The organism is Achromobacter sp. 10T422 (assembly GCF_056394065.1).
In genome coordinates, this window is record NZ_JBFTHD010000002.1 from 233725 (window position 1) to 245972 (window position 12248).

The 12248-nt window shown below is 63.1% G+C and carries 14 protein-coding genes; 12 read left to right on the forward strand and 2 right to left on the reverse strand.

The window, feature by feature from the left end; all coding sequences use genetic code 11:
- Entirely contained in the window at positions 1-711 is a 711-nt protein-coding gene (locus AC1DB0_RS05215; RefSeq protein WP_476757703.1) for an SAM-dependent methyltransferase, read from the reverse strand.
- Positions 708-1310, reverse strand: a complete 603-nt coding sequence (locus AC1DB0_RS05220) for a Maf family nucleotide pyrophosphatase (RefSeq protein WP_476757702.1) — start codon at positions 1308-1310, stop codon at positions 708-710. Before AC1DB0_RS05220 ends, AC1DB0_RS05215 begins: the two co-directional genes overlap by 4 nt.
- Positions 1311-1429: 119 nt before the next feature.
- Between AC1DB0_RS05220 and AC1DB0_RS05225 the strand changes: the two genes are divergently transcribed.
- The 12 genes from AC1DB0_RS05225 (at position 1430) to AC1DB0_RS05280 (ending at position 12238) form a co-directional block, all read left to right on the forward strand.
- The gene (locus AC1DB0_RS05225; protein WP_054424694.1) at positions 1430-2026 is read left to right on the forward strand and encodes a YceD family protein; all 597 of its coding nucleotides are present in this window, start codon (positions 1430-1432) and stop codon (positions 2024-2026) included.
- Positions 2027-2078: 52 nt separating this feature from the next.
- Positions 2079-2261, forward strand: a complete 183-nt coding sequence (gene rpmF / locus AC1DB0_RS05230; RefSeq protein ID WP_006218037.1) for a 50S ribosomal protein L32 — start codon at positions 2079-2081, stop codon at positions 2259-2261.
- Positions 2262-2320: 59 nt separating this feature from the next.
- Entirely contained in the window at positions 2321-3388 is a 1068-nt protein-coding gene (plsX, locus tag AC1DB0_RS05235) for a phosphate acyltransferase PlsX (protein WP_054424035.1), read from the forward strand.
- Positions 3388-4374, forward strand: a complete 987-nt coding sequence (locus tag AC1DB0_RS05240) for a beta-ketoacyl-ACP synthase III (RefSeq protein WP_054424033.1) — start codon at positions 3388-3390, stop codon at positions 4372-4374. Before plsX ends, AC1DB0_RS05240 begins: the two co-directional genes overlap by 1 nt.
- A 93-nt stretch (positions 4375-4467) precedes the next feature.
- Positions 4468-5403, forward strand: coding sequence for an ACP S-malonyltransferase (gene fabD, locus AC1DB0_RS05245; protein WP_054424031.1), 936 nt, complete (start codon positions 4468-4470; stop codon positions 5401-5403).
- A 4-nt stretch (positions 5404-5407) separates the two neighbouring features.
- Positions 5408-6157, forward strand: a complete 750-nt coding sequence (gene fabG / locus AC1DB0_RS05250) for a 3-oxoacyl-ACP reductase FabG (RefSeq protein ID WP_054424028.1) — start codon at positions 5408-5410, stop codon at positions 6155-6157.
- A gap of 214 nt (positions 6158-6371) precedes the next feature.
- Entirely contained in the window at positions 6372-6611 is a 240-nt protein-coding gene (acpP, locus tag AC1DB0_RS05255) for an acyl carrier protein (RefSeq protein WP_003813816.1), read from the forward strand.
- 185 nt (positions 6612-6796) lie between these two features.
- Positions 6797-8026, forward strand: a complete 1230-nt coding sequence (gene fabF, locus AC1DB0_RS05260; protein WP_175169606.1) for a beta-ketoacyl-ACP synthase II — start codon at positions 6797-6799, stop codon at positions 8024-8026.
- A 492-nt stretch (positions 8027-8518) separates the two neighbouring features.
- Complete coding sequence (gene rpoE / locus AC1DB0_RS05265) at positions 8519-9118, forward strand: RNA polymerase sigma factor RpoE (protein ID WP_006218045.1); 600 nt, start codon at positions 8519-8521, stop codon at positions 9116-9118.
- A gap of 12 nt (positions 9119-9130) precedes the next feature.
- A complete protein-coding gene (locus AC1DB0_RS05270; RefSeq protein WP_476757701.1) occupies positions 9131-9643 on the forward strand; it encodes a sigma-E factor negative regulatory protein in 513 nt (170 codons plus the stop codon).
- Complete coding sequence (locus AC1DB0_RS05275; RefSeq protein ID WP_476757700.1) at positions 9643-10722, forward strand: MucB/RseB C-terminal domain-containing protein; 1080 nt, start codon at positions 9643-9645, stop codon at positions 10720-10722. The genes AC1DB0_RS05270 and AC1DB0_RS05275 overlap by 1 nt, the downstream gene beginning before the upstream one ends.
- 40 nt (positions 10723-10762) lie before the next feature.
- Positions 10763-12238, forward strand: coding sequence for a DegQ family serine endoprotease (locus AC1DB0_RS05280; protein ID WP_476757699.1), 1476 nt, complete (start codon positions 10763-10765; stop codon positions 12236-12238).
- The last annotated feature ends 10 nt before the right edge of the window (positions 12239-12248 follow it).

Consider the following 12248-nt stretch of genomic DNA (forward strand, 5'->3'; position numbering starts at 1 on the left):
TCAGCGGGCCAGGTAGAGGAACAGCGTGGGCAGCTTGTCCAGTTGCGGGGCGGGCAGCTTCTTCCAGTCGGCCACCGTGTGCGTCACGACCCATTCATCGGCTGTCGTAACCGAGCGCGCCACGCACAGCTTGGTGTCGCCCTTCAGGCTGGTCAGGAGCGTCGCGAACATGGCAGCGTTGCGATACGGGGTTTCGATCAGCAGTTGGGTCTGGTTGTGCTTGGCAGAGTGCTGTTCCCAGGCTTTCAGCTGCTTGGCGCGCTCGCCCGGATCGACGGGCGCATAGCCGTGGAAGGCGAAGCGTTGGCCGTCCAGGCCGCTGGCCATCAGGCCCAACAGAATGGAAGAGGGGCCAACCCAGGGCTTGACGGTGATGCCCAGCCGATGGGCAGCGTCCACGACCTTGGCGCCGGGGTCCGCCACGGCTGGGCAGCCGGCTTCGGAAACCAGTCCGATTTCCGCGCCTTGCTTGATGGGGGTAAGCCAAGTCTTGATCTGGGCGGCGTCCACCTTGTCGGTCAGCGTGTGGATGGTGATTTCCTGCAGCGGCCGGGTGGTGCCGATCAGCTTCAGGAAGGCGCGAGCCGTCTTGGCGTTTTCGGCGATGTAGGTGTCCAGCCGTCCGGCCAATGCGCGAACTTCAGTGGGCAGCCAGCGTTCGGCCGGCGCGTCACCCAGGCTGACGGGAATCAGGTGCAGCGCGCCGCTCATGCCGGCGCGCCCGGTGCGTCCAGCGGGTCCAGCCCGAACAAGCCCAGCATGCGGGTGAGTTCGATCAGCGGCAGGCCGATAATGGCGGTCGGGTCGTTGCTCTGGATGCTCTCCATCAGCGCGATGCCTAGGCTTTCCGCCTTGGCGCTGCCTGCAGTATCGTAAGGTTCTTCGGCCCGCAGATAGGCGTCGATAGCGTGATCCGACAGTTGGCGGAAGCGGCAGCGCGTGATGATGTCTGCTTTTTCAACGCGCTGGCCATCCGTCACGGCCAGTGCGCTGTGAAATTCCACGGTTTGACCCGACAGGGCGCGCAATTGCGCCTGGGCGCGAAGGAAATCCCCCGGTTTGCCGATCGGCGCGCCGTCCACGGTGGCGACCTGATCCGAGCCGATCACAAGGCTGCCCGGGTGCTTGGCGGCAACCGCCATGGCCTTCGCAACCGACAGGCGCAATGCCAGCGCCGCGGGCGTTTCTCCCGGGTGTGGCGTTTCGTCTACATCGGGTGAAATGGTCGAAAAGGGCAGTCGCAGGCGCGACAGCAATTCTTTGCGGTAACGCGAGCTGGACGCGAGGATCAGGCTAGGCTTGGAAGGCATGCGGTATTTGACGGTTAAGCGTAAGTCGCAGTATTATCTAACGTTTTGCGGGATTTTTGCACCAAAGAGCCTCTGGGCACGTGGCGCAACCCGTAAATGCAGAAGACATCTGCAAAGGACTGATCATTAAGCGCATCGATGCATTCGCATTTGCCCATAGTGGCAAGGAAGCGCATGGCACCATACCTCTTGTGCGGTTTTCGCGCGCGGTTGAAGGGTTACCCGAACAACCGCTGGGCGACGCCGGGCTTGTGACTTGGTCCGTGCGGGGTGAGGTGGGCAAATCTGGTTTGATGCTTGGCCGGCCCTTGCTGCACGTTCACGTGCAAGCGAACCCGGTGCTGGTGTGCCAGCGGTGCAATGTGCCGTTCGTGTATCCGGTCGATAGCGATGTCCTGTTGCAGCTGGTTAAGTCTGAAGCTGATCTCGATGATGGTTTCACCAACGGTGATCAAACCGATGGTTATTCCCGCGAGGACGATGAAGACGAAGAAGGAAATGGTTTTGTGTCCAGCCAACCTGAAAAGGTGGTGGGTTCACATCATTTTGATCTGCTGGCCCAGATTGAAGATGAGCTCATTCTGAGCGTTCCGTATGTGCCCAAGCATGATGTATGCCCGGGCGCGCAGGCCAAAGTCAGCGAAGCTCCTGAAGAGCCCGCTGTCAAGCGTCCGTCGCCGTTTGCGGTGCTGGAACAACTGAAGCACAAAGATTGAGATCAACATCGGGCCGCATCGCGTACAATGCGCCCCGTTTCTAGGAGTCATCATGGCCGTTCAACAAAACAAGAAGTCCCCCTCCAAGCGCGGTATGCACCGTTCGCACGATTTTCTGGTTGCTCCGTCGACCGCCATCGAGCCGAACACCGGTGAAACGCACCTGCGTCACCACATCAGCCCCAACGGCTTTTACCGTGGCCGCAAGGTCCTGAAGACCAAGGCCGACGAATAAGGCCCCCGGGCCGAACTCGTACTCGGACCAATTCGGCTACGCGCTGATACCTGGCACCCGTGATACGCATCGCCATAGACTGTATGGGCGGAGACTTCGGTCTGCCCGTCACGATTCCGGCTGCGATCGAGTTCGCCCGGCAATTTCCGGATACCCGGCTGTTGCTGGTCGGGCTTCCCGACGCTATCGAAGCGGCGCTCTCTGAGCACCGCGACGTGGCGCGCGATCGTATGGAAATCGTGGCGGCTTCTGAAGTCGTCACCATGGACGACCCGGTTGAGGTCGCCCTGCGCCGCAAAAAAGACTCCTCCATGCGCCTGGCCGCCCAGTCCGTCAAGGACGGGCGCGCCGACGCCTGCGTTTCCGCGGGCAATACCGGTGCGTGGATGGCCATTTCACGCTACGTGCTCAAGACGCTGGACGGCATTGACCGCCCCGCGATCGCCACGTCCATTCCGAACCAGACGGGCCGCGCCACCACGGTGCTGGACCTGGGTGCGAATGTGGACTGTTCGGCCGAGCACCTACTGCAATTCGCCATCATGGGCGCCGCACTCTCGCAGGCGGTGGACCATCGTGAGAACCCCACTGTGGGCTTGCTCAACATCGGCGAAGAAGTCATCAAGGGCAATGAAGTCGTCAAAGAAGCGGCAGAGCTTCTGCGCGGCAGCCCCTTGAATTTCTACGGCAACGTGGAAGGCAATGACATCTTCAAGGGCACGGTCGACGTCGTCGTTTGCGACGGTTTCGTCGGCAACGTTGTGCTCAAGTCCGTTGAAGGGCTGGCGAAGATGCTGTCCAGCATCATTCGCGAAGAGTTCAAACGCAACATCTTTACCCTGCTGGCCGGCGCCATCGCCAAGCCGGTGCTCAACCGTCTGCGCAATCGCGTCGACAACCGTCGCTACAATGGCGCCGCGTTGTTGGGTTTGCGCGGCGTGGTCATCAAGAGCCACGGTTCCGCGGATGTCTACGCCTACGGTTTTGCGTTGCAACGAGCTCGCGAAGCTGTAGTGAGTAAACTGCTGGAGCGCACCGCTCAGACGGTCGCTCAGATTACCAAGCGCGTTCAATCAGAAGAGGGCGTCGCAACGCCCTCGCAGAACGTGGCTGGGGACACCGCTTGATGGATACCGCAATGAAATATTCCGTGATCGCGGGCACCGGCAGCTTCCTGCCGGAACGCGTGGTTTCGAATGACGAACTGGCAGCGGAACTGGCGACGCGCGATATCGCCACGTCCGATGAATGGATCGTCGAGCGCACGGGCATCCGTCAGCGCCACCTTGCCGAGCGTGGCGTCACGACCAGCCAGCTCGCCACCGAAGCCTCGCGCCGCGCGCTGGCCGATGCGGGCGTTGAAGCGTCCGACATCGACCTGATCATCGTCGCCACGTCTACCCCCGATTTCGTCTTTCCCAGCACGGCTTGCCTGGTGCAGGCCAACCTGGGCGCCAAGGGTTCCGCCGCGTTCGACGTGCAAGCCGTGTGCAGCGGCTTCGTCTATGCGCTGACTACCGCTGACAGCTTCATCCGCGCGGGCCGTGCCCGTTGTGCGCTGGTGATCGGCGCGGAAGTGTTTTCGCGCATCCTGGACTGGAACGATCGCAGCACCTGCGTGCTGTTCGGTGACGGTGCGGGCGCGGTGGTGCTGAAAGCCTCCGACACGCCCGGCATCATGGCCGCGCAATTGCACGCCGACGGCAGCCAGATGAAGATCCTGAGCGCCGCGGGCAACGTGGCGTATGGCGACGTGACGGGCGATCCGTTCCTGCGCATGGACGGCCAGGCAGTGTTCAAGCAGGCGGTCACGGTGCTGGACCGCTCGGCGCGCGATACCTGCGCCGAAGCGGGTGTCGAGCTTGCCGAGGTCGATTGGCTGATCCCGCATCAGGCCAACGTTCGCATCCTGAATTTCCTGGCGCGCAAGCTTGCCGTGCCCGTTGAAAAAGTCGTCATTACCGTTGATAGCCACGCCAACACCTCTGCGGCCAGCGTGCCGCTGGCCCTGGATGCCGCGCGCCGCGATGGCCGCGTCAAACCCGGTCAGCTCATTCTGATGCAAGGCGTGGGCGGCGGATTCACCTGGGGCTCGGTGCTCGCCCGCATGTAAGGGCGCGTCCGGGCTGCGCGGCGCAATGCGCCGCCGCCTGGAGAGCGCGCCTGACATTCCTCACAGATACTGAATCAATCAAACCGGTCACTCATGAAAATCGCTTTTGTCTTTCCCGGCCAAGGTTCGCAAGCTGTCGGCATGCTGGATGCCTGGTCGGATGTTTCCGCCGTTACCGATACCGTCGCCCGTGCCTCGCAGGCGCTGGGGCAGGATCTGGGCGCGCTGATCGCCCAAGGGCCGGTGGAACAGCTCAACCTGACCACGAACACTCAGCCCGCCATGCTGACCGCAGGTGCTGCGTTCTACGCCGCCTGGTCCGCAGCGGGCGGCCGCAAGCCTGATGTCGTCGCCGGCCACAGCCTGGGCGAATACGCCGCGCTGACGGCCGCCGGCGCGCTTGCGCTGGAAGACGCCGTGCGCCTCGTGCGCGTGCGCGCTGACGCCATGCAAGCCGCAGTGCCGGTCGGCACGGGCGCAATGGCCGCCATTCTGGGTCTGGACGACGATGCCGTGCGTGCCGCGTGCGCCGCCGCCGCGCAAGGTGAAGTGGTCGAAGCCGTGAACTTCAATGCGCCCGCCCAGGTTGTGATCGCGGGCCACAAGGCCGCCGTCGAACGCGCTTGCGAGCTGGCCAAGGCTGCGGGCGCCAAGCGCGCGCTGCTGTTGCCGGTGTCCGCCCCGTTCCACTCCAGCCTGCTCAAGCCCGCCGCCGATGTGCTGGCTGGTGCGCTGGCTGGCGTGACGGTGTCGGCGCCCCAGATTCAAGTCATCAACAACGTCGACGTGGCGTCCCCCACCGACCCCGCTGCCATCCGCGATGCGCTGGTTCGCCAGGCGTGGCATCCTGTGCGCTGGGTTGAAACCCTGCGAGCCATGAAGGCGCAAGGCGTCACGCACGTCATCGAATGCGGTCCCGGCAAGGTGCTGGCCGGTTTGACCAAGCGTATCGACCCCGAACTTACCGGCCTGGCCATCACCGACCCCGCTTCGCTTGAAGCCGCGTTGGCCGTCGTTAACGGAAATTAAAGACATGGATAACTCGATCGAACTGCAAGGCAAGATCGCGCTGGTGACCGGCGCCACGCGCGGCATCGGCCGCGCCATCGCCCAGGAATTGGCTGCGCGCGGCGCAACCGTTGTGGGCACCGCCACGTCCGAATCGGGCGCGGCCGCCATCACCGAAGCGCTGGCGCCGTTTGGCGGCCGGGGCGTGGTGCTGAACGTGACCGACGCCGAAGCCTGCGACGCCCTGATCGACGCGCTGGGCAAGGAAGGCGGTGGTCCGCACATCCTCGTCAACAACGCCGGCATCACTCGCGACACGCTCGCCATGCGCATGAAGGACGACGATTGGTCGGCCGTGCTGGATACCAACCTGACGTCGGTGTTCCGCCTGTCGCGCGCCGTGTTGCGCAGCATGATGAAGGCCCGCTGGGGACGCATCATCAACGTGACTTCCGTGGTGGGCTCGAGCGGCAACGCCGGCCAGGCCAACTACGCCGCCGCGAAGGCGGGCGTGTCAGGAATGTCGCGCGCGCTGGCTCGTGAGTTGGGTAGCCGCAACATCACCGTGAACTGCGTCGCACCGGGTTTCATCGACACCGACATGACGCGTGCGCTGGCTGAGAGCCAGACCACCGCCTTGCTGCAGCAGATTCCGCTGGGCCGTTTGGGTTCGCCCGAAGACATCGCCCATGCGGTGGCCTTTTTGTCCGGGCCTCAAGCGGGTTACATTACCGGCACCACCCTGCACGTCAACGGCGGGATGTACATGCAATAAATCACGAATTGCGCGCAAGGCGGCCCACGCTGCCGTGCCTCCACCGGGTTCCGGGCGGGGCTGTGCGCGATTCACCGGAAGCGCCGCATACCGGTATTTCTGAGCCCTCTCGGGCAACAGATCCAGTGCGCGGTGTTATTTTTGTCACGGCCAGGCGTTGCTTTCCTCTACGCTTGGCTATAATTCGCGGGATTTTTCCCAATTGGAGATCTGCATGGAAAGCATCGAACAGCGCGTCAAGAAGATCGTCGCTGAACAACTTGGCGTGAACGAAGCCGAGATCAAGAACGAATCCTCCTTCCTTGACGACCTCGGTGCCGATTCGCTCGACATGGTCGAACTGGTCATGGCGCTCGAAGACGAATTCGAGACCGAGATCCCCGACGAAGAGGCCGAAAAGATCACGACCGTGCAACAAGCGATTGACTACATCAATTCGCACGGTAAGCAGTAAGCTCAGCCTATATCCTTCTGGTTGCCCGAATTTCGGGGCCAATCAGGAAACGGGGCGGTTTCAGGAATTTGCCGTGTGGTCCGCGTGCGGGAAGGGCGTTGTAAAGCCCGACCCGCTTTCGCGTGGATCACACGAGCAGCGCATCCCGAAAGCCGCCTTTCTTTTGTCTGTTTGAGGAGTCATCCGTGAAGCGACGTGTCGTCATCACTGGCCTTGGTATCGTTTCGCCCGTAGGAAGCGACCTGACCACCGCTTGGGACAATATCGTCAACGGACGTTCTGGCATCAGCCGCATCACCCGTTTCGATCCCTCGGCCATCACCACGCATATTGCTGGCGAAGTCAAAGACTTCGACATCAGCACCTATATCTCGTCCAAAGAAGCCCGCCAGATGGATACCTTCATCCATTACGGCCTGGCCGCCGGGATGCAGGCATGGCGCGATTGCGGCCTGGAAGTCACTGAAGCCAATGCCGAGCGCATTGGCGTGATCGTGGGTTCCGGTATCGGCGGTTTGCCGCGCATCGAAGAAACCCAGGTCGAATATATGGCCAAGGGTCCGCGACGGATCTCTCCGTTCTTCGTGCCGGGTTCGCTGATCAACCTGATCTCCGGTCATTTGTCCATTGCCTACGGCATGAAGGGCCCCAGCTACGCTGTCGTGTCGGCTTGCACGACCGGCCTGCACTGCATCGGCGACGCTGCTCGCCTCATCGAGTACGGTGATGCGGACGTCATGGTGGCAGGCGGCGCTGAGTCGACCGTGTCGCCGCTGGGCATTGGCGGTTTCGCTGCCATGCGCGCCTTGTCGACCCGTAACGATGATCCTCAGACGGCTTCGCGTCCCTGGGATCGCGACCGCGACGGTTTCGTCCTGGGCGAAGGCGCAGGCGTACTGGTGCTGGAAGAGTACGAACACGCCAAGAAGCGTGGCGCGCGCATTTATGGTGAGCTCGCCGGTTATGGCATGAGCTCCGACGCGCACCACATCACGGCTCCGGACAAGGACGGCCCGCGCCGCGGCGTCATCAACGCGCTGCGCAACGGTGGCCTGAATGCCGACGACATCCAGTATGTCAACGCACACGGCACGTCCACGCCTCTGGGTGACAAGAACGAAACCGAAGCGCTGAAGCTGGCGTTTGGCGATCACGCCAAGAAGCTGGTGGTCAATTCGACCAAGTCCATGACCGGGCACTTGCTCGGCGCGGCCGGCGGCATCGAGGCCGTGTTCACCACGTTGGCGGTGTACAACCAGGTTTCGCCTCCCACGATCAACATCTTCAATCAAGATCCGGAATGCGATCTGGATTACTGCGCGAATGAAGCGCGGCAGATGAAGATCGAGGTCGGCCTGTCCAACTCGTTCGGCTTCGGCGGCACCAACGGCTCCATGGCCGTGCGCCGGGTCTGATTTGGCAGGCTCCGACGCAGGGCGCTGGTCGTTTCAGGTGCCTGTGGAGCACCCGCGCCGCGTCAGCACGCTTTGCGCGCTGGCGCTCGCGGCCACCGCAGCATCCGTGCTGACCGTGGCGTCCTGGTACGGCATGGCATGGGCAGCGGGCGCGATAATCGCGCTGCTGCTTATGCCCGCCGGGCTGTTACACTCGGCACGAAGTGGCCCGTCCCCGGTATCGGCATTACGCACGGCAACCGGAGCGGGGCGCTGGCAGGTATGTTTGCCGCAAGGCTGGCAAGATGCCGAGCTGCGGCATCAGCAGCGCGGCTCGCGCTGGCTGACGCTCACTTTGCAGCCTTTGCCCACCGGGAGTACGGCCTTTACAAATAGCACCATTACCCTCACCGTCTGGCAGCGGACGTTGCGACCTGAGTCCTGGCGGCGTCTGTGCCTGCTGACGGGCACGGCGCGGCGCGCGCGCACGGCGGCACGCCCGCAGGAGGCGTCATGAGCGAACGCGAAGTCGACGCAGAATTGGTCGCGCGCGTTCAGCGGGGCGACAAAAAGGCATTCGATCTGCTGGTGCTGAAGTACCAGCGCAAGATTCTCCGACTGCTGGCCAGAATGATCCGCGATCCCTCGGAAATCGAGGACGTAGCTCAGGAAGCGTTCATCAAGGCCTATCGGGCCTTACCCCAGTTCCGGGGGGATAGCGCCTTCTACACCTGGCTGTACCGTATCGCCATCAATACGGCGCGCAACTGGCTGGCCTCGCAAGGCCGGCGTCCCAGCGCGCCCAACGCGATAGAAACGGAAGACGGTGAAACTTTTAACGAAACCGACAACCTAACCGATATAAGCACGCCGGAATCCATGGTTGCCAGCCGCGAAATCGCCGAGACGGTGAACGCGGCGATCGAGGAATTGCCCGAAGAGTTGCGCACCGCAATTGTCCTGCGTGAAATCGAAGGTATGAGTTACGAAGACATCGCCCAGAGCATGGATTGCCCGATCGGTACGGTGCGCTCCCGCATTTTTCGTGCGCGAGAAGCCATTGCGACCAAATTGCGTCCATTGCTTGGCACCGATGCCGAGCGTCGCTGGTAAGGAGTGGCAGTCATGCAAACCGCAGCCAAGTCCGTTGAAATCACCGAATCCTCCTGGGAGGAATCGGTTTCCGCCTGGATGGACGGAGAAGATTCCGACGATATATTTCCCAGTCTGTTGTCCAAGGAAGGACGTCAGACCTGGGACGCCTATCATTTGATCGGTGATTCCCTACGTAATTCTGATCTGGCATTGACGCCCAGCGCGGCTTTCCAGTCGCGCCTGGCGCGAGCGCTCGACGCTGAATTGCCTATCGTGGCGGCGCCTCGGCGCCGTTCGCCATTGCGCGTTGGCCTGTCCGGCCTGGCGGTGGCGGCAGCCGTTGCCACGGTCGCCTGGGTCGCGCAGCCCTACCTGACGGGCACGCCCGCCACGGAAGTGCGCGTGCTGGCCGATGCCAGCGGCACTCCCGCCACTGCCTCCGCCGATGATTCGGGTCTGCGCGACTACCTGGAGGCCCATCGTCAGATGGCGGGTCCCAGCGCCGTGCGTCAGGTCTCGTTCGACGTCGGAGCGGGGCGTTGATGGCGGTGGTGTTACCAACTCGTTGGCCGCGCGTCGCCTCCTGGCACGCACACCGCGCTGGCTGGTTCGCCGCCACCCTGCTGACCGCTTTTCTGGCCGCGCACGAACCTGCGCGCGCCGCTGACCCGGCGCCGGCCACGGACGACGTCGTTCAGCTCTTGTCGCGTATTCAACAGGCCGCCCGCAAGCAGGACTACGCGGGCGTGTTCATGTATCAGCAAGGCGAGATGATCCAATCGTCGCGCCTGGTGCACGTTTTGGACGGTACCGGCGAGCGCGAGCGTCTGGAGATTCTGGACGGCCAGCCGCGCGAGTACCTGCGTCATAACGAAGACGTTCAGTGCCTGATCCCCGAGCGCAAGACCGTGCTGATCGAGCGTCGCCGCGGCGATCGCTTTCCCGGCTTGCTGTTGGGCGATCCGGCCAATCTTTCCGAGCACTACAAGATCCGTACAGAACCCGCGCTACATCGTGTGGCAGGCCGCGAATGCCGCTTGATCACGATCGAGCCGCTGGATAAGCTGCGTTACGGTTATCGCCTTTGTGCCGACGTCGAAACCAATCTCTTGCTGAAAGCGCAGACGCTGAACGCCGCGCGTGGCGTGGTTGAGCAGGTGTCGTTCACGTCGTTGCGCCTGGGCTCGGAAGTTGATCCGCAGTTGTTGACCTCGCGCTGGAGCACGCGCGACTGGAAGGTGCTTGAGCCTTCGATGACGCCGGTCGACCTGATGGCCCAGGGCTGGCGCATTCCTGCGCCCAAGGGCTTCAAGGTGATCATGCAGGTGGCGCGTTCGATGGGGCGCGGCGCAACGGTCAGCCAGATGGTCTTGTCCGACGGGTTGGCGGCAATCTCGGTGTTCATCGAGCCTTACGACAGCCAGCGCGGCCATCATCCGCCGCACGGCGCCGCCCAACGCGGCTCCATTACGGTCTATGGCGCGCGCATCGCAGACTTCTGGTTGACGGCCGTGGGCGAAGTGCCCGTGGCGACGCTGGAACAGTTGGCGGAAGCGACAGAATATGTGCCCGCCGCACCTGCGGCAGCAGCGCCGGCGGCCGGGGCTGCTGGGTCCAAGTGACCTGCGGCTCGGCCAGCAAGCAGCAATTTCGGAGTTACTTATGAAAGCAATGACGGTGTCGAACGCTTTTTTCCGGCGCTTTCTGGCGGCTGTGGCGGCAGGGGTTTTCCTGTCCACGGCCTACGTGCCCGCTTCGGTCGCGCAGACGCCGACCGTGGCGTTGCCCGATTTCACGGGCATTGTTGAAAAGGCCGATCCCGCGGTCGTGAACATCCGCACGACGGCCACCGTGCCCGTGCGCGGCCCTGGTCCTGGCGGCAGCGGCACCGACCCGTATGAACTGTTCCGCTGGTTCTTCGGCCCCGACATGCAGCCCCCGGGCCAGTCGCCCACTCCCCGCCAGCGCCCGCAGCCTTCACAACCTGAAGAGCGCACCGTACCGCGCGGCGTGGGTTCCGGCTTTTTTGTGTCCGACGATGGCTACATCCTGACGAACAACCACGTGGTGGTAGACGCCACGGATATTTACGTCACGCTGACCGACGGCCGCGAGTTCAAGGCCAAGGTCATCGGCACGGACGAGCGCACGGATGTGGCGCTGATCAAGATCGAAGCCAAGGACATGATTCCGCTGGTCATTGGCGACCCCAAGAAGCTGAAGAAGGGCCAATGGGTGCTGGCCATCGGTTCGCCGTTTGGCCTGGATTCCACGGTCACCTCGGGCATCGTCAGCGCCATCGGCCGCGACACCGGTGAATACCTGCCGTTCATCCAGACGGACGTGGCGGTCAACCCCGGTAACTCCGGCGGCCCGCTGATCAACCTGGATGGCGAGGTCGTGGGCATCAATTCCCAGATCATCTCGCGCAGCGGCGGCTTCATGGGCATTTCGCTGGCAATCCCGATCGACGAAGCCATGCGTGTGGTGGACCAATTGCGCGCCACGGGCAAGGTGACGCGCGGCCGTGTGGGCGTGCAGATCGGTGAAGTGGGCAAGGATGTGGCCGAAGCCATTGGCCTGCCCAAGGCCGAAGGCGCGCTGGTCAGCAGCGTGGAAGCCGAAGGCCCCGCCGAGCAAGCTGGCGTGCAGCCGGGCGACGTCATCCTCAAGTTCAACAATGAACCGATCAAGCGCTGGTCTGACCTGCCGCGTATCGTGGGCGAGACCAAGCCGGGCACCAAAGCCGACATGGAAGTGTGGCGCAAGGGCAAGAGCATGACGCTGTCGGTCAAGGTCGGTGAAATCCCGACCGAGAAGACCGCCGCCGCTGGCAAGAAGCCCGCACCGGTGCCGGAAGTGACCAACGCTCTGGGTCTGGGCGTGGTGGATGTGCCGGCCGATGTGCAGAAGAAATTGCGCATCAAGGGCGGGGTTCAGGTCAAGGTGGCTGAAGGCGCAGCAGGCAAGGCCGGCTTGCAGGAAGGCGACATTGTGTTGGCTCTGAACGACACTGACGTCACCGGCGCCAAACAGTTCGCCGAGCTCGTGGGCAAGCTGGATAAGACGCGCGCCGCAGGGTTGCTGGTTCGCCGAGGCGATCAGACGCAGTGGGTCGCAGTGCCCGCCTCGAAGTAACAGGGCGACA

What these genes read in the sequence shown, in the direction of transcription:
- fabG (WP_054424028.1), top strand. Translation starts at nt 5,408, where the DNA reads ATGGATAACTCGATCGAACTGCAAGGCAAGATCGCGCTGGTGACCGGC.
- AC1DB0_RS05240 (WP_054424033.1), top strand. Translation starts at nt 3,388, where the DNA reads ATGGATACCGCAATGAAATATTCCGTGATCGCGGGCACCGGCAGCTTC.
- rpoE (WP_006218045.1), top strand. Translation starts at nt 8,519, where the DNA reads ATGAGCGAACGCGAAGTCGACGCAGAATTGGTCGCGCGCGTTCAGCGG.
- AC1DB0_RS05275 (WP_476757700.1), top strand. Translation starts at nt 9,643, where the DNA reads ATGGCGGTGGTGTTACCAACTCGTTGGCCGCGCGTCGCCTCCTGGCAC.
- acpP (WP_003813816.1), top strand. Translation starts at nt 6,372, where the DNA reads ATGGAAAGCATCGAACAGCGCGTCAAGAAGATCGTCGCTGAACAACTT.
- AC1DB0_RS05270 (WP_476757701.1), top strand. Translation starts at nt 9,131, where the DNA reads ATGCAAACCGCAGCCAAGTCCGTTGAAATCACCGAATCCTCCTGGGAG.
- AC1DB0_RS05280 (WP_476757699.1), top strand. Translation starts at nt 10,763, where the DNA reads ATGAAAGCAATGACGGTGTCGAACGCTTTTTTCCGGCGCTTTCTGGCG.
- rpmF (WP_006218037.1), top strand. Translation starts at nt 2,079, where the DNA reads ATGGCCGTTCAACAAAACAAGAAGTCCCCCTCCAAGCGCGGTATGCAC.
- AC1DB0_RS05220 (WP_476757702.1), bottom strand. Translation starts at nt 1,310, where the DNA reads ATGCCTTCCAAGCCTAGCCTGATCCTCGCGTCCAGCTCGCGTTACCGC.
- AC1DB0_RS05215 (WP_476757703.1), bottom strand. Translation starts at nt 711, where the DNA reads ATGAGCGGCGCGCTGCACCTGATTCCCGTCAGCCTGGGTGACGCGCCG.
- fabD (WP_054424031.1), top strand. Translation starts at nt 4,468, where the DNA reads ATGAAAATCGCTTTTGTCTTTCCCGGCCAAGGTTCGCAAGCTGTCGGC.